Source organism: Lutibaculum baratangense AMV1, from assembly GCF_000496075.1.
Lineage (GTDB): Bacteria > Pseudomonadota > Alphaproteobacteria > Rhizobiales > Tepidamorphaceae > Lutibaculum > Lutibaculum baratangense.
In genome coordinates this window covers 586549-611191 of the sequence record NZ_AWXZ01000039.1, presented here as the reverse complement: position 1 = coordinate 611191, position 24643 = coordinate 586549, and the positions used below count along the sequence as shown (strand labels likewise).

Annotated in this window: 25 protein-coding genes and 1 pseudogene; 5 read left to right on the top strand and 21 right to left on the bottom strand. The window is 68.8% G+C overall.

All coding sequences use genetic code 11. The features are described 5' to 3' along the window. Positions 1 to 44: 44 nt before the first annotated feature. Together N177_RS17570 and N177_RS17565 are read right to left on the bottom strand one after the other, a co-directional pair. Positions 45 to 1112 carry a ketopantoate reductase family protein gene (locus N177_RS17570; RefSeq protein ID WP_023433750.1) on the bottom strand — a complete coding sequence of 356 codons (1068 nt, stop codon included), beginning with the start codon at positions 1110 to 1112 and terminating at the stop codon, positions 45 to 47. Positions 1113 to 1242: 130 nt separating this feature from the next. Further along, positions 1243 to 1761 (bottom strand): single-stranded DNA-binding protein, encoded by a 519-nt coding sequence (locus N177_RS17565; RefSeq protein WP_023433749.1) that lies wholly within the window; start codon positions 1759 to 1761, stop codon positions 1243 to 1245. 215 nt (positions 1762 to 1976) lie between these two features. On the opposite strand from N177_RS17565, the gene N177_RS17560 reads away from it, so the two are divergent. From N177_RS17560 to trmFO, 4 genes are all read left to right on the top strand, one after another. After that, positions 1977 to 2513, top strand: coding sequence for a GNAT family N-acetyltransferase (locus N177_RS17560; protein WP_023433748.1), 537 nt, complete (start codon positions 1977 to 1979; stop codon positions 2511 to 2513). 18 nt (positions 2514 to 2531) lie between these two features. After that, positions 2532 to 5417, top strand: coding sequence for an excinuclease ABC subunit UvrA (uvrA, locus tag N177_RS17555; protein WP_023433747.1), 2886 nt, complete (start codon positions 2532 to 2534; stop codon positions 5415 to 5417). Between the two features lie 102 nt (positions 5418 to 5519). Then, positions 5520 to 6080 carry a type 1 glutamine amidotransferase domain-containing protein gene (locus tag N177_RS17550; RefSeq protein WP_023433746.1) on the top strand — a complete coding sequence of 187 codons (561 nt, stop codon included), beginning with the start codon at positions 5520 to 5522 and terminating at the stop codon, positions 6078 to 6080. Positions 6081 to 6182: 102 nt separating this feature from the next. Next, complete coding sequence (gene trmFO / locus N177_RS17545; protein ID WP_023433745.1) at positions 6183 to 7601, top strand: methylenetetrahydrofolate--tRNA-(uracil(54)-C(5))-methyltransferase (FADH(2)-oxidizing) TrmFO; 1419 nt, start codon at positions 6183 to 6185, stop codon at positions 7599 to 7601. A 24-nt stretch (positions 7602 to 7625) separates the two neighbouring features. Here the strand turns inward: trmFO and N177_RS17540 are convergent, their stop codons facing one another. The 6 genes from N177_RS17540 to yajC all read right to left on the bottom strand — a co-directional run bounded on the left by N177_RS17540 (position 7626) and on the right by yajC (position 12118). After that, positions 7626 to 7832: a hypothetical protein gene (locus tag N177_RS17540; RefSeq protein WP_023433744.1), complete on the bottom strand. Its 207-nt coding sequence runs from the start codon at positions 7830 to 7832 to the stop codon at positions 7626 to 7628. 87 nt (positions 7833 to 7919) lie between these two features. Beyond that, positions 7920 to 8771, bottom strand: a complete 852-nt coding sequence (locus tag N177_RS17535) for a phytoene/squalene synthase family protein (protein ID WP_023433743.1) — start codon at positions 8769 to 8771, stop codon at positions 7920 to 7922. A gap of 2 nt (positions 8772 to 8773) precedes the next feature. Continuing rightward, positions 8774 to 9151: an Mth938-like domain-containing protein gene (locus N177_RS17530; protein WP_023433742.1), complete on the bottom strand. Its 378-nt coding sequence runs from the start codon at positions 9149 to 9151 to the stop codon at positions 8774 to 8776. Between the two features lie 17 nt (positions 9152 to 9168). Then, positions 9169 to 10068 (bottom strand): protein translocase subunit SecF, encoded by a 900-nt coding sequence (gene secF, locus N177_RS17525; protein ID WP_051402474.1) that lies wholly within the window; start codon positions 10066 to 10068, stop codon positions 9169 to 9171. Between the two features lie 63 nt (positions 10069 to 10131). Then, the gene (gene secD, locus N177_RS17520; RefSeq protein ID WP_023433740.1) at positions 10132 to 11736 is read right to left on the bottom strand and encodes a protein translocase subunit SecD; all 1605 of its coding nucleotides are present in this window, start codon (positions 11734 to 11736) and stop codon (positions 10132 to 10134) included. Positions 11737 to 11782: 46 nt separating this feature from the next. After that, entirely contained in the window at positions 11783 to 12118 is a 336-nt protein-coding gene (yajC, locus tag N177_RS17515) for a preprotein translocase subunit YajC (protein ID WP_023433739.1), read from the bottom strand. A 186-nt stretch (positions 12119 to 12304) separates the two neighbouring features. Here yajC and N177_RS17510 point away from each other — a divergent pair, with 186 nt between their 5' ends. Continuing rightward, positions 12305 to 13201, top strand: coding sequence for an ATP-binding protein (locus N177_RS17510; RefSeq protein ID WP_023433738.1), 897 nt, complete (start codon positions 12305 to 12307; stop codon positions 13199 to 13201). 22 nt (positions 13202 to 13223) lie between these two features. Here the strand turns inward: N177_RS17510 and N177_RS20745 are convergent, their stop codons facing one another. From N177_RS20745 to N177_RS17450, 13 genes and pseudogenes are all read right to left on the bottom strand, one after another. Next, complete coding sequence (locus tag N177_RS20745) at positions 13224 to 14738, bottom strand: peptidoglycan DD-metalloendopeptidase family protein (protein WP_081718640.1); 1515 nt, start codon at positions 14736 to 14738, stop codon at positions 13224 to 13226. A gap of 71 nt (positions 14739 to 14809) precedes the next feature. Further along, positions 14810 to 15472: a protein-L-isoaspartate(D-aspartate) O-methyltransferase gene (locus N177_RS17500; RefSeq protein ID WP_023433736.1), complete on the bottom strand. Its 663-nt coding sequence runs from the start codon at positions 15470 to 15472 to the stop codon at positions 14810 to 14812. A 4-nt stretch (positions 15473 to 15476) separates the two neighbouring features. Beyond that, positions 15477 to 16250 (bottom strand): 5'/3'-nucleotidase SurE, encoded by a 774-nt coding sequence (gene surE, locus N177_RS17495; protein ID WP_023433735.1) that lies wholly within the window; start codon positions 16248 to 16250, stop codon positions 15477 to 15479. A gap of 14 nt (positions 16251 to 16264) precedes the next feature. Beyond that, positions 16265 to 17548, bottom strand: coding sequence for a serine--tRNA ligase (gene serS, locus N177_RS17490; RefSeq protein ID WP_023433734.1), 1284 nt, complete (start codon positions 17546 to 17548; stop codon positions 16265 to 16267). Between the two features lie 64 nt (positions 17549 to 17612). Next, a complete protein-coding gene (tatC, locus tag N177_RS17485; RefSeq protein WP_023433733.1) occupies positions 17613 to 18410 on the bottom strand; it encodes a twin-arginine translocase subunit TatC in 798 nt (265 codons plus the stop codon). 12 nt (positions 18411 to 18422) lie between these two features. Continuing rightward, a complete protein-coding gene (tatB, locus tag N177_RS17480; RefSeq protein ID WP_023433732.1) occupies positions 18423 to 18893 on the bottom strand; it encodes a Sec-independent protein translocase protein TatB in 471 nt (156 codons plus the stop codon). Positions 18894 to 18960: 67 nt separating this feature from the next. After that, positions 18961 to 19206 (bottom strand): twin-arginine translocase TatA/TatE family subunit, encoded by a 246-nt coding sequence (locus tag N177_RS17475; protein WP_023433731.1) that lies wholly within the window; start codon positions 19204 to 19206, stop codon positions 18961 to 18963. A 93-nt stretch (positions 19207 to 19299) separates the two neighbouring features. Continuing rightward, positions 19300 to 20076 carry an ABC transporter ATP-binding protein gene (locus N177_RS17470; protein WP_023433730.1) on the bottom strand — a complete coding sequence of 259 codons (777 nt, stop codon included), beginning with the start codon at positions 20074 to 20076 and terminating at the stop codon, positions 19300 to 19302. A 94-nt stretch (positions 20077 to 20170) separates the two neighbouring features. Further along, positions 20171 to 20314: pseudogene (locus tag N177_RS22340) on the bottom strand (ATP-binding cassette domain-containing protein); the annotation flags it as partial. 140 nt (positions 20315 to 20454) lie between these two features. Then, positions 20455 to 21120 carry an SMC-Scp complex subunit ScpB gene (gene scpB / locus N177_RS17465; protein WP_023433729.1) on the bottom strand — a complete coding sequence of 222 codons (666 nt, stop codon included), beginning with the start codon at positions 21118 to 21120 and terminating at the stop codon, positions 20455 to 20457. Positions 21121 to 21156: 36 nt separating this feature from the next. Beyond that, positions 21157 to 21942, bottom strand: coding sequence for a segregation and condensation protein A (locus N177_RS17460; protein ID WP_023433728.1), 786 nt, complete (start codon positions 21940 to 21942; stop codon positions 21157 to 21159). Position 21943: 1 nt separating this feature from the next. Continuing rightward, positions 21944 to 22957: a beta-N-acetylhexosaminidase gene (gene nagZ / locus N177_RS17455; RefSeq protein WP_023433727.1), complete on the bottom strand. Its 1014-nt coding sequence runs from the start codon at positions 22955 to 22957 to the stop codon at positions 21944 to 21946. A 42-nt stretch (positions 22958 to 22999) separates the two neighbouring features. Next, positions 23000 to 24619, bottom strand: coding sequence for an SPOR domain-containing protein (locus N177_RS17450; protein WP_040485981.1), 1620 nt, complete (start codon positions 24617 to 24619; stop codon positions 23000 to 23002). Positions 24620 to 24643: the final 24 nt, after the last annotated feature.

The window sequence follows — 24643 nt, the reverse complement described above, 5'->3', positions numbered from 1 at the left end:
CGCTTCGGCACGTCGCGGCCGGCCAAGCCGGCCGCAGTCACGGCTCACGCCGCGGCCTTGCGGCGGTTCTCCTCGAGCTGTGCGTCCACGAGTTCCACCGTCCGGTCGACGACTGGATGGTTCATCCCCTTCTGGCGGGCGAGGATCTGCACCACCCGGTCGACCCGCTCGATGTTCGCGGCACCGGCGTAGAGGGCCCGCGCCGCCGAGGAGGGCCGCACCAGGCCCTGGGCCGCGTTCGCATACTTCTCGAAGGGCACGAGGTCCTCCGGCGAGGCGCCGAGCGCGACGCATACCTCGCGGACCCAGTCATAGACCTCGCGCGACTGCGCGGGATCGCCATGCACGGCGTCCTTGATCGAGCGGGCGCCCTCCGGCGTCACGCATCGGTAGTTGCCGGTCAGCAGCATCGCCCATTTGGCAAGCGGCACGAAGATCGACTCGTGCACCTTCAGCTTGACCGGCAGCTCGATCGACCGGCCACCGACGTCGTAGCGGATCGCCTCGATGTCCTGCTGCATCTGCCGCAGCATGGAGGTCGGCTCGTCGGCATCGAAGCGGGCGACCTTGAAGTTCGTCGGCAGCGTGACCTGGAGAACGTTCGGCCTCTCCTCGGGAGGCCGGAACGCCTGCGGGTCGGGGCTGCACAGGGTCATGTGCGCCGGCTCGATCTCGCTCCAGACGCTGGCGTCGGTGAAGCAGGATTCGAGCTCGCCCGCATCGATGCCGGGGATCCGCCGGAGATAGGGCAGCGGCGGCATGTTCATGATCGACATGCAGGGCACGCCGGCGCGTCCGACCTTGGCGAGCAGCGCCTTCACGGCAGGCGCCCCGTATTGCGGCTCCTGCATCGCCAGGCCGACGAGGTCGTAGTCGGCCGGGTCGATCGCGCCGGGCGTGACTGCGCGGAGCTTGCCCGGGAGATCGCGGGAGTCGAGGACGACAGGCTCGCTCTCCCCCCGCACCGGCAGGCGCACGCGCGTGCCCTCCGCGTTGATGAGGTCGGCCTCCTCCGGCAGGCAGACGAGGGTAACGTCGTGCCCGGCCATCAGCAGCTTCGTGGCCAGGAGGGAGCCGTAGGACGCCCCGAGAATCAGCATGTTGAACGGCATTGCATTGCCTCCCCGATTGAGGCGCGTTCGCTCGCACCCTTGTTCCGGAGCCGGCACTCTAGAGGCGATCGCGAGGCGCAGGAAACGTCACAAACCCGAATGACTGCCCTCTCTGACGGAATGTCAGCCGTCAGAACGGGATCTCGTCGTCCATATCATTGCCGAAACCGCCGCCGCCATAGCTGCTGCCGCCGCCGCGGCCGCCACGTCCGCCGCCGCCCTGCTCCATCGGGCCCGACGAGCCGAAGTCCGAGCCGGAGCCGTAGTCCGGGCCCGAGCCGCCGCCCGAACCGCCACCGGGGCCGTCGAGCATGGTGAGCGTCGAGTTGAAGCCCTGCAGCACCACCTCGGTGGAGTACTTGTCCTGCCCGGACTGATCCTGCCATTTCCGCGTCTGAAGCTGGCCCTCGATATAGACCTTCGAGCCCTTGCGCAGATACTGCTCGGCGATCTTGCACAGGCCCTCGTTGAAGATCACGACGCGGTGCCACTCCGTGCGCTCGCGGCGCTCGCCCGAGTTCCTGTCCCGCCAGGTCTCAGAGGTCGCCACGCGGAGATTCGCGATCGGCCGGCCGTCCTGCGTCCGCCGAATTTCCGGGTCGGCACCGAGATTCCCGACGAGGATCACCTTGTTGACGCTACCGGCCATGCCGCTTTCCTTTTCTCAGACGTTCCACGCACCTTGATACCGCGCCGGCGCCACCTCGTCTCCCCCGTCGGCGACGCTCGTCCACAAGGCGCGCGCCCTGCGCGGTCTCCTGACACCGCCTGTCGGCAGCTCCGCCGCCGGTCGTTGCCACCCGAGGTGCCGCCGGCTATAATGTTCCTATATTGTTCCAGTTCCATCCGCAAGCGGGCCGATCGATGACCGAGCTAGAGACGGAGCGCCTGGCGCTCAGGCCCTATCGCTCCGAGGAGCGCCGCTTCGTGGCCACGCTGATGCGCAACCCGGAGGTCTTCTTCTGGCGTGACCAGCCCGTTCCGGACGAGGTGATCGACGCGGTGATGGCACGCTCGGCGCGGCTTGCCCCGCTCGGTCTCGGCTGGTTCGCGGTGTTCCTGCGGGACGGCGGCGCCTTCATCGGCAACGTCATCCTGCAGCCCATCCAGGTCGACGACGCCGAGGACGTCGAGATCGGCTGGCACCTCCTGCCGCGCAAATGGGGGCAGGGCTACGCGACCGAGGCGGCGGGCGCCCTCCTCGACCATGGCATGCGCACGCTCGGCCTGGGACGCGTCGTCGCCGTGGCACTGCCGACGAACGAGCGATCGCTGAGGGTTATCCGCCGCATCGGCCTCCCCTATATTGGCGAGAGGCTGCACGCCGGACTGCCCCACGCGTTCTTCGGCCTGACGAACGAGCAGTACATGACGGCCCGCGGGGCCGCCGCCACCAACTGACCGGACCTTTTGGCTCACATGCAGACATCGATCAGCGTTCGCGGCGCACGCGAGCACAATCTGAAGAACGTCGACGTCGAGATCCCCCGCGACAAGCTCGTTGTCATCACCGGCCTGTCGGGGTCGGGCAAGTCGTCTCTCGCCTTCGACACGATCTATGCCGAGGGCCAGCGCCGCTACGTCGAATCGCTCTCGGCCTATGCCCGCCAGTTCCTCGAGATGATGCAGAAGCCCGATGTCGACCACATCGAGGGCCTGTCGCCGGCGATCTCGATCGAGCAGAAGACGACGTCGAAGAACCCCAGATCGACGGTCGGGACCGTGACCGAAATCTGGGACTACATGCGCCTCCTCTTCGCGCGCGTCGGCGTGCCCTACTCGCCGGCGACCGGCCTGCCGATCGAGAGCCAGACGGTCAGCCAGATGGTCGACCGGGTGATGGCACTGCCCGAAGGCACGAGGCTCTACCTGCTCGCGCCCATCGTGCGCGGGCGGAAGGGCGAGTACCGCAAGGAGCTCGCGGAGCTGCAGAAGAAGGGCTTCCAGCGCGTGAAGGTCGACGGCGAGTTCCACGAGCTGCCGGACGTGCCCGCCCTCGACAAGAAGTTCAAGCACGACATCGACGTGGTCGTCGACCGGATCGTGGTGCGCGGCGACATCGGCTCGCGGCTCGCGGATTCGCTGGAGACGGCGCTCGGGCTGGCGGACGGCATCGCGGTCGCCGAGTTCGCCGGTGAGGCAGACGGGAAGGGCGAGCCGAAGCGCATCATCTTCTCCGAGAAGTTCGCCTGCCCCGTCTCGGGCTTCACGATCTCCGAGATCGAGCCGCGGCTCTTCTCCTTCAACTCGCCCCAGGGGGCGTGCCCGGCCTGCGACGGCCTGGGCAGCGAGCGGCGGGTCGACCCGGACCTCGTCGTCGAAGGCCCGCGCGCGACGCTGCGCGGCGGTGCGATCGTGCCGTGGGCGCGCTCTTCCTCGCCCTATTACTTGCAGACGCTGGAGGCGCTCGGCCGCCACTACGGCTTCGACATGACGACGCAGTGGAAGGACCTGCCCGAGGACGGGCGCAACGCGATCCTCTACGGCTCGGGCAAGGACAAGATCACGATCACCTACAATGACGGCCTGCGATCCTTCGACACCCACAAGGCGTTCGAGGGGGTCGTCAACAATCTCGAGCGGCGCTGGCGCGAGACCGACAGTGCCTGGTCGCGCGAGGAGATCGAGAAATACATGAGCCAGACGCCCTGCAAGGCCTGCGGGGGCGCCCGGCTGAAGCCCGAGGCCCTCTCGGTCAAGATCGCGGGGCTTCACATCGCTGAGGTCGCGGACATGTCGATCCGCCACGCCGGCGGCTGGTTCGAGGCGCTTCCCGAGAAGCTGACGGACAAGCAGAACGAGATCGCCCACCGGATCCTCAAGGAGATCCGCGAGCGGCTCGTCTTCCTGAACGATGTCGGCCTCGACTACCTCACACTGTCGCGCGCCTCGGCCACGCTGTCGGGCGGCGAGAGCCAGCGCATCCGTCTCGCCTCGCAGATCGGCTCGGGGCTCACCGGCGTGCTCTACGTGCTCGACGAGCCGTCGATCGGCCTGCACCAGCGCGACAACGCCCGGCTTCTCGACACGCTGAAGCACCTGCGCGACCTCGGCAACACGGTGATCGTCGTCGAGCACGACGAGGACGCGATCCTCGCCGCCGACCACGTCATCGACGTCGGCCCCGCCGCGGGCGTGCACGGCGGGCAGATCATCGCATCGGGCGCACCGGCCGAGATCATGGCGAACCCCGCGAGCCTGACGGGCAAGTATCTGACGGGCATCGAGGCCGTGCCCCTGCCGGAGGAGCGGCGGAACGTCGAGACGGAGCGGCGCATCAAGGTCGTCGGCGCGAGCGGCAATAATCTCAAGGGCGTCGACATGGACATCCCGCTCGGCACCTTCACCTGCGTGACGGGCGTGTCGGGCTCAGGCAAGTCGACGCTCACCGTCGACACGCTCTACAAGGCCATCGCCCGCCGGCTGAACGGCGCGCGCGAGCTACCCTCCCCGCACGAGGCGATCGAGGGCCTCGAGCACATCGACAAGATCATCGACATCGACCAGTCGCCGATCGGCCGCACGCCGCGCTCCAATCCCGCCACCTACACCGGCGCCTTCACGCCGATCCGCGAGTGGTATGCCGGGCTGCCGGAGGCGAAGGCACGCGGCTATCAGGCCGGCCGCTTCTCCTTCAACGTGAAGGGCGGGCGCTGCGAGGCCTGCCACGGCGACGGCGTCATCAAGATCGAGATGCACTTCCTGCCGGACGTCTACGTGACCTGCGATGTCTGCAAGGGCCGTCGCTACAACCGCGAGACGCTCGACGTCACCTTCAAGGGCCACTCGATCGCCGACGTCCTCGACATGACCGTCGAGGAGGCGCGGAACCTCTTCGAGGCGGTGCCGTCGATCCGTGACAAGATGGAGACGCTCGAGCGCGTGGGCCTCGGCTACGTGAAGGTCGGCCAGCAGGCGACGACGCTGTCGGGGGGCGAGGCGCAGCGCGTGAAGCTCGCGCGCGAACTGTCGAAGCGGGCCACCGGCCGCACGCTCTACATCCTCGACGAGCCGACCACCGGCCTGCACTTCCACGACGTGCGCAAGCTTCTCGAGGTCCTGCACTCGCTCGTCGACCAGGGCAACACCGTGCTCGTCATCGAGCACAATCTCGAGGTGATCAAGACCGCCGACTGGCTGATCGACCTCGGGCCCGACGGCGGCGACCGCGGCGGCGAGATCGTGGTCACCGGCACGCCGGAGGACGTCGCGGCCGAGCCGAGAAGCCACACCGGCGCCTTCCTGAAGGAGCTTCTGGAGCGCCGGCCGGGCCATCGCCGACCGACGAGCGAGGCGGCGGAGTAGACCGCGCGCGATCTGCCGCAGGGGCGGCGAATCCGGAACCGCTCCCGCGGCCGCCCCGTTCTGCAGGCACGTTTCCTGAACGCACTCCAACGGAGGCATGCCATGCATGACATTTCCGGCAAGAAAGTCGCCATCATCGCGACCCACGGATTCGAGCAGTCCGAGCTCGAAGTGCCACTTCACAAGCTGAAGGACGCGGGCGCCGAGGTGCACGTGATCTCGCTCGAGAAGGGCGACATCAAGGGCTGGGACAAGGACGACTGGGGCCAGAAGGTCAAGGTCGACCACGCGATCGGCGAGGTCTCCCCCGACGATTACGACGCGCTCGTGCTGCCGGGCGGCCAGATCAACCCCGACCTCCTGCGCGTCGAGCCGAAGGTGATCGACTTCATCAAGAAGATCTACGCGCAGAAGAAGGTTCTGGCGGCGATCTGCCACGCGCCCTGGCTCCTCGTCGAGGCCGGGATCGCCAAGGGCCATCCGATGACGTCCTACCACTCGATCAAGACCGACGTGATCAACGCCGGCGCCGACTGGCAGGACAAGGAAGTGGTCACGGACAAGGGCCTCGTCACGAGCCGCAATCCCGGCGACCTCGGCGCGTTCTGCGCCAAGATCGCGGAGGAGATCGCCGAAGGCCGCCACGAGCGACGCGCCGCCTGACACCGTCCGCAACGGCGGGTTCGCATTCGGCAGCCAAGGGCAGCGAAGCCATGCGCTTCGCGGCCCTTTGCATGCCGGCGCAGGCGAGCCTAGATAGGCGGCATGAATGATACATCAGCCGCCTCCCGCCCCGTCCACGTCGTCGGCGCCGGCCTCGCCGGCTCGGAAGCCGCCTGGCAGATCGCGCAGACCGGTGTTCCCGTGGTGCTGCACGAGATGCGGCCCGTCCGCGGCACCGAAGCCCACGTCACCGACGGCTGCGCCGAGCTCGTCTGCTCGAACTCCTTCCGCTCGGACGACGCTGAGACGAATGCCGTCGGCCTCCTCCACGCGGAGCTGAGGCGCTGCGACTCGATCATCATGGCGATGGGCGATCGGAACCAGGTGCCGGCGGGCGGCGCGCTGGCGGTCGACCGCGTCGGCTTCTCGGACGCCGTCACGAAGGCGCTCGAGGAGCATCCGCTGATCGAGATCCGCCGCGAGGAGGTGGCGGGATTGCCGCCGGAAGATTGGGACTCGGTCATCGTCGCGACCGGTCCCCTCACCTCGAAGGCGCTGGCCGAGGCCATCGGCGGGGTCACGGAAGAGGATTCACTCGCCTTCTTCGACGCCATCGCGCCGATCGTCCACAAGGATACGATCGACTTCTCCAAGGCGTGGTTCCAGTCCCGCTACGACAAGCCGGGCCCCGCCGGAACCGGCGCCGACTACATCAACTGCCCCCTCGACAAGGACCAGTACGAGGCGTTCGTCCAGGCGCTCATCGCCGGAGACAAGGGCGAGTTCAAGGAGTGGGAGAAGGATACGCCATATTTCGACGGCTGCCTGCCGATCGAGGTGATGGCGGAACGCGGGCCGGAGACCCTGCGCCACGGCCCGATGAAGCCCGTCGGCCTGACCAACCAGCATCAGCCGGACGTGAAGCCCTACGCCGTGGTGCAGCTGCGCCAGGACAATGCGCTCGGCACGCTCTACAACATGGTCGGCTTCCAGACGAAGCTGAAATACGGCGCACAGGCCGAGATCTTCCGCATGATCCCGGGGCTCGAGAACGCGGAGTTCGCACGCCTCGGCGGCCTGCATCGCAACACCTTCCTGAACTCGCCGAAGCTCCTCGACCGCGAGCTGCGGCTCAAGGCGCTGCCGCGCCTGCGCTTCGCGGGCCAGGTCACGGGGGTCGAGGGCTACGTGGAGTCGGCGGCGATCGGCCTCCTCGCCGGCCGGTTCGCGGCCGCCGAAAGGCTCGGTCGCGCCTGCCCTCCTCCTCCCGCGACGACGGCGCTCGGCGCACTTCTAGCCCACATCACCGGCGGCCATCTCGTGGACGCGAACGGCGGAACGCGGTCCTTCCAGCCCATGAACGTGAATTTCGGGCTCTTCCCTCCGGTCGAGATCCCCCGCGAGCCCGGCGTGCGCCTGCGCGGAGGCGCCAAGACGCTTGCGAAGAAGCGCGCCTACACCGCCCGCGCGCTCAGAGACCTGGAGGGCTGGCTGTCGCCCGTGTCGCAGGCGGCCGAATAGCCGCACTGCCCGCCTCCGGGGCGGCTACTGCGCCGGCACCGGCTCCGCCGTTCCTCCGGGCTCGGCCGTTCCGGGCGTCTCGGTGGTCCCCTCCGGCTCGGAGGTCTCGGCCTCCGCCGGCGGGGCGGCATCGGACGCCTCGTCGCCGCTCACCATGTACCACCAGAAGACGAAGCCGAGCGCGATCAAGGCGACGACAAGCAGGACGACGAGCATGTTTCCGCGAGACATGGCGGTTTCGCTCCTTCTCGGTCGGGGCCGGCGAGATCCGCTAGGCCCACGAAGCCAACCCGACGCCCGTCATGGTCGTTCCGGTCGCTAAGCGAACCCTCGGCGGGCAGAGCGCCACAGCGTCCACTGTCGCCGCCATTGCGGCAGGTCGACCTTCGGGGAGAACGGGTCGCAGCCGGCCCGCTCGAAGCGATCGAGATATGGCGTGACCAGCGCCAGGGGCAGGAGAGCGGGCACCACCCCGGCCGGCAGGCGCCGCGCGGCGTCGAGTGCCAGGCTGAGATGCGAACGCGCCAGCGTCGCCATCTCCTTCAGCGCGGCGCGCAGCCTCTCGTCCGTCTTCCCGGCCAGAAGCAACGCGGGATCCGTGCCGTGCCGCTCGAGCACGTCGAGCGGCATGTAGACCTGGCCGCGGGAGGCGTGTAGCGGGATGGCGCGCAGGAGCCCGGCGGTGGCGTAGGCGATGCCCCCCGACTGCGAGACGGGGTCGAGATCGGCTCCTGCGATTCCGCGGTCGAGCGCCAGCGCCGGGAGTGCGAGGGTCGGCCCGACGGTCGCGGCCCCGTAGCCCTCGAGCTCCGCCACGGAGCCCATCGGGTCGTCGTAGAGGTCGAAGCTCCGCGCCTCTATCAGGTCGAGCAGGGGTTGTCGGGGAAGATCGAAGCGGTCGAGCGCCTCCAGGAGAAGACCGCCGACCGGATGCTGCGCCACGTTGCCGTGCCCGTGCCCTTCGATGGCGTCCCGCCACCATTGCAGCCGGATCTCGCCGGGCATTGGTTCGCTCACGACCTCGCGCACCCGCGCGATTTCGAGCGCGAAAGCGTGCAGGGCCATGATATGCGGCCGTTTCTCGGCGGGCACGAAGAGATCGCACAGGAAGCGATCTTTGTCGCCCTGGCGCAGAAGCTCGCTCACATGGGCGATGGCGGCGTCGGCCATGCTCACTCGACCGCCAGAAGCGCCGCCGCGACGACGCGCGCCTCCGCGAGAAGCACGTTGTAGGTGCGGGCCGCCGCGCCCGTGCTCATCAGTTCGAGCGTCACCCCGAGCTCGCGCAACGCCTGCCGCAGTTCGGGCCCCTGCGGAACGAGGTCCTCGCCGGTCCCGAGCAGGAGAAGCTCCGGCGCCGGATCCTCCTCGAACAGGCGACCCAGATCCTCCGAGCTCACCCGCGGCGGCTCAGCCGGCTCCCAGCCGTAGATGCCGCTCGGCAGCACGAGGATCGAGCCGCGGTGCGACATGTCCGCGAACCGGAACCCGCCATTGCCGTAGGCGTCGATCGGCGCCCGGCCGGGAAAGTGCTGCCGGCGCATCTCCATCCGTAGCGCTCCCCTCCTCAGGCGGCGCCGTTCTCCTGCGCCGCGGCCTGGCCGCCGCTGCGCCCCTCGCCCTCGCGGCCGAGGCCGAGATAGAGCAGCACCGGCGCCGCAACGTAGATGGAGGAGTACGTGCCGACGGCAATGCCCCAGATCATGGCGAAGACGAAGCTGCGGATGACCTCGCCGCCGAAGATGTAGAGCGCCGACAGCGCCAGGAGCGTGGTCAGCGAGGTCATGATCGTGCGCGACAGCGTCTGGTTGACGCTCAGATCGAGCAGATCGACGATCGGCAGCCTCTTGTAGCGCCGGGCGTTCTCCCGAACGCGGTCGTAGACGACCACCGTGTCGTTCAAGGAATAGCCGACGATCGTCAGGATCGCAGCGATCGACGACAGGCTGAAGTCGAGCTGCAGGGCCGCGAACAGCCCGATCGTCAGGACGACGTCGTGGATCGTCGCGATCACCGCGCCGAGCGCGTACTGCCACTCGAAGCGGAACCAGATGTAGACGAGGATCGCGAAGATCGCCGCGATGACCGCGATCGTGCCGCTGCGCGCGAGCTCCTGGCTGACCGTCGGCCCGACGATCTCGACGCGCCGGTACTCGACCTCGTCCCCGAGCGCCCCGCGGATATTGGCGATCACCGCCTGCTGGGCGGCCTCGCCGCCCTCCTGCTCGACGACACGGATCATCACGTCGTCCGGCGCGCCGAATTCCTGGATCTGCACGTCGCCGAGGCCGAGGCCGCCGATCGTCTCGCGCAGCTGGCCGAGATCGGCCGGGCCGTCGGTCTTGATCTCGATCAGCGAGCCGCCGCGGAAGTCGATGCCGAGGTTCAGGCCGACCCCCAGAAAGAGGACGATCGACAGGACGGAGAGCACGGCCGAGAGGGCCAGCGTCACGCGCCGGAGGCGCATGAAGCCGATCTTCGTCTCGTCGCGGACCAGTCTGAGGTGAAACACGGGAGAGGCTCCTTCGGCTCAGATCGGCACGGCCGACGGGCGGCGGCGGCGGACCCACGTGGCCACGATGAGCCGGTTGAACAGGTAGGCCGTGAAGACGGTCGTCACGATACCGATGGCGAGCGTCACGGCGAAGCCGCGGATCGGGCCGGACCCGAGATAGAACAGGATGATGGCGGCGATCAGCGTCGTGATGTTCGCGTCGAGGATGGTGCTGAGCGCGAGCCTGTAGCCGGAGTCGATCGAGGCGATGGCGCTCTTGCCCGCGCGCTGCTCCTCGCGGATGCGCTCGTAGATCAGCACGTTCGCGTCGACCGCCATGCCGATCGTCAGCACGATGCCGGCGATGCCCGGCAGCGTCAGTGTCGCCTGCAGGAGCGACAACACACCGATGATCAGGAACATGTTCACGACGAGCGCGATGTTGGCGAACAGCCCGAACAGCCCGTAGACGGCGATCATGAACGAGATGACGAGCACGGTGCCGATCACGGCGGCCGTCGCGCCCGCTTCGATGGAATCCTGGCCAAGACCGGGCCCGACCGTGCGTTCCTCGAGGATGTCGAGCGGCGCGGGCAGCGCGCCCGCCCGAAGGAGAATGGCGAGGTCGTTCGCCGTCTCCACGGTGAAGTCGCCGGAGATCTGGCCGGAGCCCCCGAGGATCGGCTCGCGGATGACGGGCGCCGAGATGACCTCGTTGTCGAGGATAATCGCGAAGGGCCGGCCGACATTCTGCTGCGTCACGCGCCCGAAGCGCTGCGCGCCGGACGTGTCGAAGCGGAAGGATACGACCGGCTCGTTCGTGCGGCTGTCGAATCCGGGCTGCGCGTCGACGAGGTTCTCGCCCGAGACCATCACCCGCTTCTCGACCAGCACCGGCTGAGGCGGATCATCCTGCGTGTAGAGGATCTCGGAGTCAGGCGGCACCCGTCCCTGGAGCGCGTCGTTGACCGGCGTGTTGACGTCCACGAGGTGGAAGGTCAGCTTCGCCGTCTGCCCGATCAACGCCTTGAGGCGCGCGGGATCCTGCAGGCCCGGAACCTGGACGAGAATGCGGTCGAGCCCCTGGCGCTGGATCGTGGGCTCGGTGGTGCCGAGCTCGTCGATGCGTCGCCTCACGATCTCGATCGACTGCTCGACCGCAGAGGACACGCGCTGGTTCAGCCCGGCCTCCGTGAGCTGGACGAAGAGCAGCCCGCCGTCGCCCGAGGAAACCTCGATGTCGTTGCCGCTCGTGTCCCCGAAGAGCGACCCGACCGGCGCCGCGAGCTCCCGCAGCCGCCTCCGGGCTTCGTCGAAGCTCTCCTGATCGCGGACCCGCACCTGGACACGGTTTCCCTCCACCCCGAGGCCGGTGTAGCCGATCCGCGCCTGGCGCAGCGTGTCGCGGACGTCGTCGCGCAGGGTCGCAAGACGCTCCCCGACGACCGCCTGCGTGTCGACGCCGAGCAGGATGTGCGAGCCGCCCTGCAGGTCGAGGCCCAGCGTGAGCTGGCGGGTCGGCATGAAGCCCGGCCACTCGGCGACCGTCTCGCGCGAGAAGAAGTTCGGGATGGTCGCCAAGATGCCGACGAGGCAGATCAGAAGCGTGACGGCAATCTTCCAGCGCGAGAAGTGGAGCATGGGTCCCTGACGGGTGGGGTTGAACCGGCGGCGGCGCCCGCGGCGCTCAGCCTTCGTCCTTCACGGGCTCGCCCTTGGCGCGAACCTCGGCAATCATCGAACGCACCGTGCGCACGCGCACGCCCTCGGCGATCTCGAGCTGGATCTCCCTGTCGTCGACGACCTTGGAGATCTTGCCGATCAGCCCGCCCGTCGTGACGACGGTGTCGCCCCGCCTCAGCGCGCCGACCATCTCCTGATGCTGCTTCACGCGCCGCTGCTGCGGCCGCAGGATCAGGAAGTACATGACCACGAAGATCAGGACGAAAGGCAGCAGCGAAATCAGAAAATCGCCACCGCCACCCGGCGCGGCTGCTTGTGCGTAGGCCGGCGTGACCAGCATCCCGTTCTCCTCCTGAGGCAGCACGTCAGGGGGCCGGCGGATGCGGCCCCTTCGAAAGCGCGGCGGACTATAGCCATGAGCACGGGCTTTGCAAACCGTTCGGCTTTCGCTTTGATGCGGGCCTTGCGCCACCCGGCGCGCGCGGTCGACGCACGCTTCCGCGCCCGATCACTCCCGCGAGACAACATGACCACGATCTCCCACCAGGACACGCACGCCATCGCCTCCCTCCTGGAGCGAATCGCCGACAGCCTGGAGCGCCTCGCGCCGCATCCCGAGGGCTCGATCGACCTCGGCGCGGCCGACGCCTTCGTGTGGCGGCCGAAGCCGCCGGCGCTCCTGCCCGTGCCGAAGGTCAACCGCCTCGAGATCGCCCTTCTCAAGGGCGTCGACCGGGCGCGCGACCAGCTTCTGCGGAACACCGAGCGCTTCGCGCGCGGCCTGCCGGCGAACAACACCCTGCTCTGGGGCGCGCGAGGCATGGGCAAGAGCTCGCTCGTGAAGGCCGCCCACGCGGAGGTGAACGCCCGGACCGAGGTGGATGGCATTGCGCCCCTCAAGCTCGTGGAGATCCACCGCGAGGACATCGAATCGCTGCCGATCCTGATGGGTCATCTGCGCGACCGCCCGGAGCGCGTGCTGCTCTTCTGCGACGATCTGTCCTTCGACGGCGGCGATGCCTCGTACAAGTCCCTGAAGGCCGTGCTCGAGGGCGGCATCGAGGGCCGTCCCGACAACACGCTGTTCTATGCCACCTCGAACCGAAGGCACCTCCTGCCGCGCGACATGATGGAGAACGAGCGCTCGACGGCGATCAACCCTTCCGAGGCGGTCGAGGAGAAGGTGTCGCTGTCGGACCGGTTCGGCCTGTGGCTCGGCTTCCACAAGTGCAGCCAGGACGACTATCTCGCCATGGTGACCGGCTACACCGAGCATTTCGGCCTGCCGATCGACGAGGACGATCTGCGGCGGCGTGCGCTCGAATGGGCGACCACCCGCGGCGCCCGGTCCGGCCGCGTCGCCTGGCAGTTCGTGCAGGATCTGGCGGGAGAGCTCGGCACGCCGCTGGAGGCGGCGCGCTAGAGAGGGCCGAAAGAGACCCCGCTCAATTCTCTGCGAGGTACTTCATCGGATCGACCGGCGTCGAGTTGCGGCGCACCTCGAAATGCAGCTGCGGCGCATTGACGGAGCCGCTCTGCCCCGCTTTCGCGATGACCTGCCCCCGGCTGACGGTGTCGCCGCGCTGGACGAGGATCTCGCTGTTGTGGGCATAGGCCGTCACCCAGTCGTCCTTGTGGCGCACGAGGACGAGGTTGCCGTAGCCCTTCAGCTCGTTGCCGGCATAGGCGACGGTTCCCTCCTCGGCGGCACGGATGGCCGTGCCCTCCGGCACCGAGATGTTGATCCCGTCGTTCTTGCCGCCGCTCGCCTTGTCGCCGAACCCGGAGATCACGCGGCCGCGCACCGGCCAGCGGAACATCCCGCTCGACATCGCCTGCGTGGACTGGACGCCTGAATCGGCATTCTGCTGGCCGCTGGCGGGCGCCATGGCCACCTGCTGTTGCTGCGGAGCCTGCGGCTGCTGTGCGGCCGGCTGCTGCGCTGGCGCCTGGGACTGCTGGGTCTGTTGCTGGGAGGCCGCAGGCTGGGACGGCGCCGCCTGAAGGGTCTGGGCCTGCTCCTGCAGGCTGCGCGGCGGCTCTCCGAGCTGCGCCGGCTGGGTCTGCTGCGGCGCCGACTGGGCCGCGGGCTGGCCTTGAGAGGCCGAGGCGACCTGGCCGCTGGCGCCGGGAATCACGAGGTCCGTGCCGATCCTGACATTGTTCGGATCCGACAGGCCGTTCGCGGAAATGATCGCGTTGGGGCTCACATTGTACTGGCGGCCGATCGAGTAGACCGTCTCGCCGGGCTGCACGCGATGGCGTCCGCTGCCCTGCCCGCCCGCCTGGGTCGAGCCGGACCGGCCGGGAGACTGCGCGGCGGCCGTTGCGGGTTGGGTGTCACCGAAAGACGACGACGGTTGCGGGGAAGTCGGGTAGGTCTGGCCGCCGGACATCTGGGGCGCCTGCGCTCCGCTCATGTCGGGCGCGACCCACCCGCCTTTCGACCGGGAGTAGACGGGCACGAGAAGCTGCTGACCCGGTCGCACGGCGTTCGCGTCGCGAATGCCGTTTACGTCCATCAGCGCCTGGCGGGGTATCGCGAAGCGGCGGGATATCGCATCGAGGTTGTCGCCGGGGCCCAGGGTGACGACGCGACCGTCGGATGAGAGCCCGGCCGGCTGCCCCTGCCCCTGACCCTGCTGCCCGTACATGGGCTGCCCGCTCGCCGGGCTGTCGAGCGGCGAGGACTGGACCCCGCCCCCTCCACCGTAGGACGTGTTGGGGTAGGACGACCCGTTGCCGCTCTGGCCGGGCGCCGCGAGCGCCCCCGACTGCACGGGCTCCGTCGGGTTGGCGGCTATCGAGCCTGTGTATTCGGACTGGCCGCCGCCCCCGAACATCGGTCCGGCGAACCGCGTGACTTCGGAGCTGCAGCCCGTCACAGCCACCCCCAGCGTGCACGCCAGCAAGCAGCGCGCTGCCACGGAGGAACGGAAGCCGAGTTTCAAGCTGTGCATCGAAACATACCCATGCCGCAGGTCTTCAGAAATTGTGCGGACATTAAAGAGTCGTTTGGGTAAATGACGACTTAAAGCTGCTCGGCTTTCCCGGGAACGAGCGGAACGAAGCGCACTGCGAGCAGCCGCTCTTCCGTGAATCCCTCCTCCGTCCTCTCCACCCGGATCAGGTGCTGGATGCCGCCGACCGGGCCGACGGGGACGATCATGAGCCCGCCCACCTTCAACTGCTCGACGAGGTGCGGCGGGATCTCCTCCGCCGCGGCGGTCACCATGATCCGGTCGAACGGCGCCTGGCTCGGCCACCCCTTCAGGCCGTCGCCCAGCATGGTGGTGATGTTGGAGAAGCCCAGCCTCTCGAACCGTGCCTCTGCCTCGCGCAGGAGCGTCCGGTACCGCTCGATCGTGTAGACCCGGCGGCAGATGCGGGAGAGAATCGCCGCCTGGTAGCCGGAGCCGGTGCCGATCTCGAGCACCTTGTCGCGATCGCCGATCCGAAGCTGGGCCGTCATAAAGGCGACGACATAGGGCTGGCTGATCGTCTGGCCGCACTCGATCGGCAAGGAGCGGTCGTCATAGGCATAGGCCACGTAGGCAGGATCGACGAACTCCGAGCGCGGCAGCGTCTCGATCGCCTGCAGCACCTTCAGATCGCGAACGCCCTGGGCCCGAAGAGCCATCGTGAGGCGCGCGGCGAAGATGTTTCGTTCGTGCTCCCCGTCTTCTTCCGCCATGGGATCAGCCGGCTTCCGTCCGGCTCATGCGATCGAGGAGGATGGAATGGGCAGGCGAATCCGTGAGATTGAGGCTCAGCGGCGTCACGGAGATCGCTCCCTCTTCCACCGCCCGCAGATCCGTGCCCTGCCCCGGCGACAGCTTCCGGCGCTCGAACGCCAGCCAGTAATACGGGTTGCCGCGCCCGTCGACCCGCGCGTCGACGCCGAGCATCGCCTGGTCGCGCCTGCCCTGGGTGGTCACCTGGAAGCCCGTCACGTCGTCGGGCTCCCGCGCGGGGAAGTTCACGTTCAGGATCACGGTCGTGTCCAGACCGATCTCGAGCAGGCGGCGGACCACCGCCGGCCCGTGCCGCTCCGCCGTCTCCCACGGAATCCGGCGGGTTTCCCCGCCCATCGAGGCCTGGCTCAGCGCGATCGACCGGATGCCGAGGGTCGATCCCTCGAACGCCCCCGCGATCGTGCCCGAGTAGGTCACGTCCTCGGCGACGTTGTGGCCGCGGTTGACGCCCGACAGCACGAGGTCCGGCGGCTCGGGCATGATGTGCTTGACCGCCATGATGACGCAGTCGGTCGGCGTGCCCTTCACCGCGAAATGCCGCTCCGAAACCTCCCGCAAGCGCAGCGGATCGTTGATCGTCAGGGAATGGGAGGAGCCGCTCTGGTCCGTCTCGGGCGCCACGATCCACACGTCGTCGCTCAGGGCGCGGGCGATCTTCTCGCACGTCTTGAGCCCAGGCGCGTGGATGCCGTCGTCGTTCGTCACAAGAATGCGCATCTTGGTATCCCGGATCAGGAGGCCATCTCGATTCGCTCCAGGCCGCCCATATAGGGCCGCAGGGCGTCGGGAACGGCCACGGAGCCGTCCGGCTGCTGGTAGTTCTCCATGACGGCCACGAGGGCTCGGCCGACTGCGACGCCCGAGCCGTTCAGCGTGTGCGCGTATCGCACGCCCTTCTCGCCGGCCGGCCGGTAGCGCGCCTGCATCCGTCGCGCCTGGAAGTCGCCGCAGACCGAGCAGCTCGAGATCTCCCGGTAGGCATTCTGCCCGGGCAGCCAGACCTCGATGTCATAGGTCTTGCGCGACGAGAAGCCCATGTCGCCCGTGCAGAGTGTGATCGTCCGGAACGGCAGGTCGAGGCGCTTCAGCACCTCCTCGGCGCAGGCGGTCATGCGCTCGTGCTCCTCGAGCGACTGCCGCTCCGTGGTGATGGAGACGAGTTCGACCTTCGCGAACTGATGCTGTCGGATCATGCCGCGCGTGTCGCGCCCCGCCGCGCCCGCTTCCGCGCGGAAGCACGGCGTCCACGCCGTCACGCGGATCGGCAGCTCCGCCTCCTCGAGAATCTCCTCGCGGACGAGGTTCGTCAGCGCGACCTCGGCGGTCGGAATGAGCCAGCGCCCGTCGGTCGTGCGGAACTGGTCGTCGACGAATTTCGGAAGCTGGGCGGTGCCGAACATCACCTCGTCGCGGACGAGGAGCGGCGGATTGATCTCGGTGTAGCCGTGCTCGCCCGTGTGAAGGTCGAGCATGAAGTTGCCGAGCGCCCGCTCGAGCCGCGCCAGCGACTGGCGCAGGACGACGAAGCGCGCGCCCGACAGCTTCGCCGCAGTCTCGAAATCCATCAGCCCGAGGGCCTCGCCGAGGTCGAAGTGCTGCCTCGCCTCGAAGCCGAGCGACCGCGGCTCGAGGTGGCGGCGGACCTCGACGTTCGCGCTCTCGTCGGGCCCGTCCGGCACCTCGTCGAGCGGCACGTTGGGGATCTGCGCGAGCTCCGTCTCGAGGGCGGCCTGCAGCTCGCGCTCCCGCTCCTCGCCCGTCTGGACGAACGCCTTGAGCTCGGCGATCTCGTCGATCAGCCGCTGGGCCGTCCCCTCGTCGCCCGATGCCTTCGCCTTGCCGATCTCCTTGGAGGCGGCGTTGCGCCGCTCCTGGGCCTCCTGCAGCTCGCGCACGTGCTCGCGCCGCCGGTCGTCGAGGGCGAGGAGGCTCTCGCGGGGAGATTCGATGCCCCGCCTCGCCATGCCGCGGTCGAAGGCTTCGGGGTTCTCGCGAATCCACCTGATGTCGAACATGTCTGCTGCCGCGTCTCGTTGCTGCCGTGCGCACGGGAGCGGCGCACCAGGCGACGCCGCGGCGTCACTCCGCCGCTTCGGCCTCGGCCTCCGCCTCGGCCTGGAGGCGTTTCCGCTCGATCATGCGCACCGATATGATCGAAATCTCGTAGAGAAGCAGGGTTGGCAGCGCAAGCCCGATCTGGCTGATCGGGTCGGGGGGCGTGAGGAACGCGGCGACCGCGAAGGTGATCACGATCGCGTATTTGCGCTTCGTCTTCAGGCCTTCGGAGGTCGCGAGACCGACCCGCCCGAGGAGCGTCAGGAGCACCGGCAGCTGGAAGCAGAGCCCGAAGGCGAAGATCAGGGTCATGATCAGGCCCAGATACTCGCTCACCCGCGCGACGAGCTGGATCCGCGCCTGCCCCTCGCCGCCCGCCTGCTCCATCGACAGGAAGAACTCCATCACGAGCGGCATCGTGATGAAGTAGACGAGCGACGCGCCGGCCAGGAAGAGGATCGGGGTCGCGACCAGGAACGGCAGGAACGCGCCGCGCTCGTTCTTGTAGAGGCCCGGCGCCACGAACATGTAGATCTGCGAGGCGATGACCGGGAACGAGAGGAACAGCCCGCCGAACAGGGCGATCTTCAGCTGCGTGAAGAAATACTCCTGCGGCGCGGTGTAGATCAGCTCGAGGTCCTTCACGCTGCCGACCGCCCACTCGTACGGCTTCAGCAGGATGTTGAAGATGTCGGCCGCGAAGAAGAAGCAGAACACGAACCCGATCGCGAGCGCGATCACGGAGTAGAGCAGCCGCCGCCGAAGCTCGATCAGGTGCTCGATCAGCGGTGCGCGCGAGGCTTCGATGTCGTCTTGGCTCATGCGATCCGCTTGCTACGAAGCCGTTTCGGGCGTGGTCGTCTTCTCGTGCCGAACCGGCTGGACCGGCTGGACGGGCGCGTCTTCGACCGCGCCCTTCACGGGTGGCGCGGCCTTTGGCGCCTCGGCCTTGGCCGGGCCTTGCTCCGAGGCCGGCGCGGAGCCTGTCTGGGGAGCCTTCGGCGCGGCCGGATCCTCGACCGCCTTGCGCACACTGTCGCCGGCGTCCTTCAGGGATCCGAGTTCCTTGCGGAGCTGCTTGGCGGGCGACGCCTGGCGCACGCTCTCGATGCCGCGCCGCACCTCGTCGAGCTCCGCCTCCTTCAGCGCGTCGTTGAACTGCGACTGGAATTCTCCGGCCATGCGGCGGATCTGCCCCATGTACTTGCCGAAGGTCCGGAGCATCCCCGGCAGCTCGCGAGGGCCGACGACGAGGATCGCCACGGCCCCGATCACGAGCATTTCGCTCCAGCCGATGTCGAACATGGGTCTCTTCCGTTCCGCGGACGTCAGCCGTCCGCGCGCAACCGGTCCTCTCGCGCCTTCGCCGTCGTCAGCTGACGTTCTCGGCGGACCGGTTACGGGCGGTCGTCTCCCGCGAGGCGTCGACCGTCTCTGCCGGCTGATGGTCGATCGTGCGCTGCTCCTGCTTGGAGTCCGCCTCTTCCTCGGCCATCCCCTTCTTGAAGCTCTTGATGCCCTTCGCGACGTCTCCCATCAGCTCGGAGATCTTGCCGCGTCCGAAGAGAAGCACGAGAAGGACGACGACGATCAGAATCTGAAACCAGCTAGGCGCCATAACACTCTCCTGCGGCCTTCCCCACCCCGGGTCCGGCCCGTCGGCTGCAATCTATATATGCACAGCCCGACCAGCAACAATTGGACTACAGAACTAGGGCGACATTTCGTCGGTCGCGTCCGGGTCGGCGGTGAAGACCAGCGCGTCCTCCTCCCGGAACGTCACGCCGACCTCGGTGCCGATGGAGGGCACGGCTCCGGCATCGGCCCTCACCTGCAGCCTCTCGTCCACGCCCTCCACCACCAGTTCGACATGCTCGACCTCGCCGAGGAAGCGCCGTCCGACGACGCGCGCCCGCGCGCCTTCCCCCATCGGCACGATGCGCAGGTGGTGCGGCCGGAGGCCGACCCGAACCCCTCCTCCGCCGGCACCGACCTGCGGACTTCGCGCCGCCGGCAGCCGTCCGATGGGGGTCGAGATCAGGCCGGCCTCGCAGACAGCCTGTATCTCGTTGATGGGGCTGAAGAACCTCGCCGCGGCCATGTCGGCTGGACGGCGATAGAGTTCCTCGGGCGTTCCCGCCTGCGCCAAGCGCCCCTTGCGCATCAGGGCGATCCGGTCGCCCATGCGCATCGCCTCCTCGGGATCGTGCGTCACGACGATGCACGTCGCGCGGATCTCCCGGAGGACGGCGATCGTGTCCTCGCGGACGTCGTCGCGCAGCCGAGCGTCGAGGCCGGAGAACGGCTCGTCCATGAGCAGGATCCGCGGCCGCGGCGCCACGGCGCGGGCGAGCGCCACGCGCTGCTGCTCGCCGCCCGACAGGAGGTGCGGATAAAGCTCCGCATAACCTTCCAGCCCCACCCGCCGAAGCGCGGTCATGGCGGAGCGCTCCGCCTCCGCGCGCGGCAGGTCGGAGAGCCCGAACATCACGTTCCGCTTGATGGAGAGATGGGGGGAACAGGGCGAAGTCCTGGAACATCATGCCGACGCCACGCCGTTCCGCGGGCACGAATCGGGCTGCCCCGGCGACCTCGCGCTCGTCGATCAGAACCCGCCCCCGGGCCGGCCGCTCGAGGCCCGCCGCAAGCCGAAGAAGCGTGGACTTGCCGCAGCCCGACGGACCGAGCAGGCACAGGATCTGGCCCGGCTCCACCGCGAGCGTCATGTCCCGCACGGCCCAGTTCTCGCCGTAGAACATCGACACCTGTTCGAAGGACAGGCTGGCGGCGAAGGAGGCACCGGCCTTCCCGCGGTCGGGTGCGGCACCCGTTCCCTGAGGTCGGATCATCGGCGCCAGCCGCCGGATCATGGCCGGTCCCCCCCGTCGTCGCGATCCACGAGGTCGAGCGGATCCTCGTCCGGATCATCCTCCCCCGTCGGCCGCGGCACGTCGAAGTCGGGCGGCAGCCTCCCCTCGAGAAGCCCTGCGCCGTTCAGTTCCTCCAGACCGGGCAGGTCGTCGAGCTGCTCGAGGCCGAAATGATCGAGAAACCCGATGGTCGTGCCATAGGTCACGGGTCGGCCGGGAGAGCGGCGGCGCCCGCGCATGCGCACCCAGCCCGCCTCCATCAGCACGTCGATCACCCCCTTGTTGACCGACACCCCGCGGACCTCCTCGATCTCCGCCCGCGTCACCGGCTGGTGGTAGGCGATGATGGCGAGGGTCTCGAGCGCTGCACGCGATAGCTTTCGCTCCTCGACCGCGTCCTGCCGCAGGAGATGGGCGAGGTCCGATGCCGTCCGGAACCGCCAGCGGTCGCCGACGCGCACGAGGTTGACGCCGCGGCGCGCGTAGGTCCCCTGGAGGTCGCGCAGAAGCTGCTCCACATTCGCGCCGGCGGGCAGGCGGTTGCGCATGGTGGCGAGGTCGAGTGGCTCCACGGCGGCGAACAGCAATGCCTCGAGCATGCGCAGCTGCTCGCGCTCTTCGTTCGAGATGATGCTCTCGACGACGTGCAGACGCTCCGGCATGTCTCGTCGCGTGTCTCCGTGGGTCGTGTGAAGCCTTCAGGCGCCGGCGCCGTCCCGGGCGCGCAGATAGAGCGGCGCGAAGGGTCGTTCCTGGCGAAGGTCGAGCCGGCCCTCGCGGCAGAGTTCCAGAGACGCCGAGAAAGCGCTCGCCAGTGATGTCGATCTCCGCGCGTCGTCCGACGGGAACGCGGCCATCAGGACGTCGAGCGGCGTCCAGACGGCCAGATCCCCGATGAGCCGTGTCAGGATCTCCCGCGCCTCCTGCAAGCCCACGACCCGCCTCCGATGCAGCACCACGCGGCTCGCCGCGTTCTGGCTGCGGCGTGCGCCGTAGGCGGAGAGAAGATCGTAGAGGCTCGCTTCATAGCGGCTCCGACGCTCCACCCGCATGCCTTCCGGATCGCCCCGCGGGAAGACGTCCCGTCCGAGCCGGTCGCGGTTCACGAGCCTCGCCGCCGCTTCGCGCATGGCTTCCAGGCGGCGCAGCCGGAAGGCCAGATGGGCCGCCATCTCCTCGCCGCTCGGCTCCTCCTCTTCCTGCTTCGGCAGGAGGAGCTTCGACTTCAGATAGGCGAGCCATGCGGCCATGACCAGATAGTCGGCCGCAAGCTCGAGACGGAGCCGGCGGGCCTCCTCGACATAGGCGATGTACTGCTCCGCCAGCGCCAGCACCGAGATGCGGGTCAGGTCGACCTTCTGGGTCCGCGCCAGCGACAGGAGCAGGTCGAGGGGCCCTTCGAAACCGTCGACATCGACGATCAGCGCCTCGGCTTCGTCCCGAGGCGGCGAGGCATCCCACGGATCCCCCTCGACCGGCGGCATCTCAGGCCTCGTCCCGCCCGAGCAGGCGCATGAGCTCGCTCCGTGCCTCGACGGTGTCGGTCCAGTCGCGGCGCGGCCATGTCTGCGCCGCCTCCGCACGCTCCGCCGCACGGCCGTCGAGCTCGGGGGAGACGGAGGCCACCTCCCGCATCTCCTTCAGCTTGCCGTTGCAGTGGAGCGCGACGTCGCACCCGGCGGCGAAAGCCGCCTCTGCGCGCTCCGCCAGACTGCCCGAGAGCGCTTCCATCGACAGGTCGTCGCTCATGAGCAGGCCGTCGAAGCCGATCTCGCCCCGGATCACGTCAGCGATCACTTTCGAAGAGATAGTGGCGCAGCGTTCGGCATCGATCGCCGTGTAGAGGACATGCGCCGTCATCGCCATCGGCAGGTCCGAAAGGTCGTGGAACGGCGCGAAATCCACGCGACGAAGCTCCTCGAGCGGAGCGTCGACGCGCGGCAGTTCGAGGTGGCTGTCGGCGCCGGCACGGCCATGGCCCGGGAGGTGCTTCATCACCGGGCTCACGCCGCCGGCACGCAGGCCCTCCGCCAGCGCCCTGCCGAGCTCCGCGACGGCCCGGGGATCGCTTCCGAAGGAGCGGTCGCCGATGACGTCGTGCCCGCTCTCGTCGCGCACGTCGAGCAGCGGCAGGCAATCCACCGTGATGCCGAGGAGCCGGAGATCCTCCGCGATCAGCCGCCCCGTCAGGCGCGCCGCCTCGACACCCGCCGCGGGGTCTCGCGCATGAACCTTCCCGATGTCCGCCGCGCAGGGGTATTGCGCCCAGTAGGGGGGCTTCAGGCGCTGCACGCGCCCCCCCTCCTGATCGATCAGGACGGGAGCGTCCTCGCGGCCGACCGTCTCGCGGAACGCCGCGACAAGCGCCTCCACGGCAGTGGGACTGGGGCAGTTCCGGGCGAAGAGGATGAAGCCCCAGGGGTCGACCTTCCGAAGGAAGTCGGCCTCCTCTGCTGTGAGCTCCGGGCCTGCGCAGCCGACGATCAGTGCCTTTGTCATGGACCGTCGTTACCGACTGTCCGGGACACGGTCAACGCCGCATCAGTTGCGCCGCACGAAGCAGTCGAGCCCCTGCGATTTCAGACGGCTGCACAGGGTGCCGGCGGACGAGCTGTCGGACAGGGGGCCGATCGAGACACGATAGTAGATGCCCTTGTCGCCGAGATCCGCCCGCTCCACCGCCGTCTGATGGCCGGACAGGACGCTCGAGTACCGGTCGCGGACGCTCGCCGCGCTGCGCTCCGCGTCCGCTTCGGACCGCGTCGAAGAGACCTGGACGACGTAGCTTCCGGCCGGGAAGCCTCCCGAGGCGGCGGCAGGCTGGGCCTGCTCGGGCTGGCTCTGCGGATCGGCGGCCGCAACCTGCTGAGGGGCATCGGCCTGTGGCGTGATCTGCATCGGCTGGCCTGGCCGGGACTGGCCCGCATTCTGCGTGGCCGCCGGAGGGGTCGGGGTCGCCGGTTCGGGCTGGCGGGCCGCCGGCGCTTCGGCGGACTGGCCAGGCGCCTCTGCCTGGACGTCCTCGACCGGCTCTTCTGCCGCCTCGGCCGCGTTGCCCGACCTCCCGCCGGCAGAGGGCGACGCCGAGACGGCGGGAGCATCCGGGATCTCGCTCGAATCGTAGAGCGTCACCGGGCCGGCATTGGCGGGAACCTGCGCAAAACCGGTTGCCGCGTCGTTCATCGCCACCTGCTGTGGCGCCGGCGCCGCCTGCGGCTCCTCGACGATCGTGCCGTCCGGCTTGACGACGACGGTCCTCACGCGCTTCGGCTCGTCCCGCGAGACGTCGGGCACCACGCCACCATTCGCGGGAGCCCCCGCCTCGCGCACTTGTTCGCGAAGGGGTACGGTCTCGACGGGCTCCTCCCGCGAGACGATCCGTTCCTCCGACTTGCCGTTCGACACGACACCGGCCGAGCGATCGAAGACGATCCTGTCCTGGTTCGGCACCTGCGCACCACCCGGCTCGTCCGGCTTGGTCTTCACCGGGTCCGTCTCGGCCGCGACCACGAGGGGCGGCCCGTCGGAGACCGTCGGCGTCATCTGCTTGTAGGCGACCGCGCCCGCCCCGCCGATCAGCGCCAGCATCGCGAGGCCGCCGAAGACGAGCGTCTTGCGCCCGGTCCGGCGCTCGGGCTCGTCCTGCATCGGCGGCAGGTGGCCGCTGTCGTCGAAATGCGGCTCGACCTCCTGATACCCCGACGAGGACGGCCGGAAGGAGAGAAGCTCCTCCTCGAAGGCGCTCTCCTGGATCCGGCCCTGGCCGTAATAGGCGTGCCCCTGCGAAGGCTCCCCCTCGCCGGGCCATTCCTGGTCCTGGGTCTCACCCTCTGCGGCACCGTAATAGGCGTCCTGGTCGTCGTAGTCCTGGCGGCCGGGCTCCTCGTCCCACTCCGCCTCGCCATGGCGGCTCGGAGCGTGGCTCCCCTGCCCGCCTGCCTGGGCGGCAGCTTGGCCCCGCTCGTCGCTCCAGGGCCACAAGTTCGTCGCCCTGCTCTCCGCCGGCTGCGCCTGGGGACGGCGCCCCTGCTCGAAGTCGGCGAAGGGGTCTTCCTCGATCAGACGAGCGAGTTCGGACAGCGGATCGTCGTCCGCGCCATGCGGATCGCTTTGGTAGTCTCGCCAGTTTTGGCCTGAGCGACGAGCACCGTTGTTCGACATGGATCAGCTATCTCGTTTGACCTG